Origin of the sequence: Globicatella sanguinis NBRC 15551 (assembly GCF_001552295.1) — a bacterium.
Lineage (GTDB): Bacteria > Bacillota > Bacilli > Lactobacillales > Aerococcaceae > Globicatella > Globicatella sanguinis.
In genome coordinates this window covers 1-1,607 of record NZ_BCQX01000204.1, presented here as the reverse complement: position 1 = coordinate 1,607, position 1,607 = coordinate 1, and the positions used below count along the sequence as shown (strand labels likewise).

Sequence of the window (1,607 nt, the reverse complement as noted above, 5' to 3'; positions counted from 1 at the left end):
ACTTCTTGCCCACTCCCTATCTCGAGAGCTTTTTCGTAATAATTGTTTATTTTTCAACCCAACAAGACACACTACCAGCTTTTACTGGAAAATCTGCATTGCCATTGTCATCAATCGTAATTTGCGCATCATGATGGCCTAAATAATCAATAAATACTTTACCTGCATTTAAAGAACCAACATTCATGTTTTTCCAACCTTCATCCCCATTACTAATAACAACTGCCAAAGCATTTGGATGGTCTTCGGTTCCCAATCGTGTCCACCCAATACAATTTGGATGATCAAAATAACGATTTTCTTCACCATAGGCATAGTCTTTCCGTAAATATAATAATTTATCTAAAATCCATTGAAGCTTAGGTTGACCAAATTGATCATGATTAACTCCATAATAATCACCATAAAATACACATGGTTGACCATTTTGCATTAATAGGATCATCGCATATGCAGAAGGTTTAAACCAATCTTCCACATAAGACTGTAGGGCTTGACCTTTTTGAGTATCGTGATTTTCAACAAAAGTGACCGCTTCAAAAGGATTCTTTTCCATTAAAGTGTCATCTAAGATAGTCGATAAATCATAATGATTGCCATTTTTACTTGCTAAATGAAAATTCATATGTAGTCCGACATCCACTAAATCAATTTCATAATCTGTTTGAGCTAAATAAACCTCTTTCGCATTGACATCCGGATTCCAATATTCACCGAAAATAAAGAAATCTTCATCCGTATTATCATGGATGTATTCTATAAAATTCTTCATAAAATCAGCTTCGATATGTTTAATGGCATCTAATCTAAATCCTTGAATACCTGTTTCTTGAATAAACCATTGAGCCCATTGATATAAATGATTTTTTACCTCAGGATGTCGAAAATCGATATCAGTAAACATTAAATAATCAAAGTTACCATTCTCAGTATCAACTAAGTCCCCATTGGCCCATCCTTTATTATCCCCAAGAATCATATAAATCCCTGTTTCATCATTACGCGCATCATAATCGGTACCGGTAAAATGATACCAATGCCACTCAAAATCACTATAAGTTTTATTTCTTCCTGGAAAATAAAAATGAGTCCAAGCTTCTATTTCATAAGGTTCAGATAATGGCTTTTGACGATTATTAGGATCCATTTTCAATACCATAAAGGACTCTTTTTCATCGCCATTAGCTTTGTGATTCAAAACAATATCGGCAATAGGTTTAATCCCTTGCTCCTTAAGTGCTTTAATGGCAGCCAGGTATTCATCTTTGGTGCCATATTTAGTTCGAACAGATCCATTTTGATCGAACTGACCAAGGTCATATATATCATAAACACCGTATCCGACATCATTAGTGCCAGTTGCTTTAAAAGCGGGTGGCATCCAAACTTGATTAATCCCTAACTCTTTTAAGTGTTGAGCATCTTCTTTTAATCGATTCCAGTGCTGTCCATCATCAGGTAAATACCATTCAAAATATTGCATAATTACTGGATTTATCATAGCTCCATCCTTTCATAATTCCAAATAATAAATAAGTTTAAGCAAGAATAGAAAACCGATAATGTTCACTTTTTTTATCTATTCCGCATAACCATGAGACATCGGG

The 1,607-nt window shown here is 34.3% G+C and carries 1 protein-coding gene; it reads right to left on the bottom strand.

Annotation, left to right across the window (positions count from 1 at the left end; all coding sequences use genetic code 11):
• Positions 1 to 46 precede the first annotated feature (46 nt).
• On the bottom strand, positions 47 to 1,501 hold the full coding sequence (locus tag GSA01S_RS10095) for an alpha-amylase (protein WP_066127244.1): 1,455 nt from the start codon (positions 1,499 to 1,501) through the stop codon (positions 47 to 49).
• Between the last annotated feature and the right edge of the window lie 106 nt (positions 1,502 to 1,607).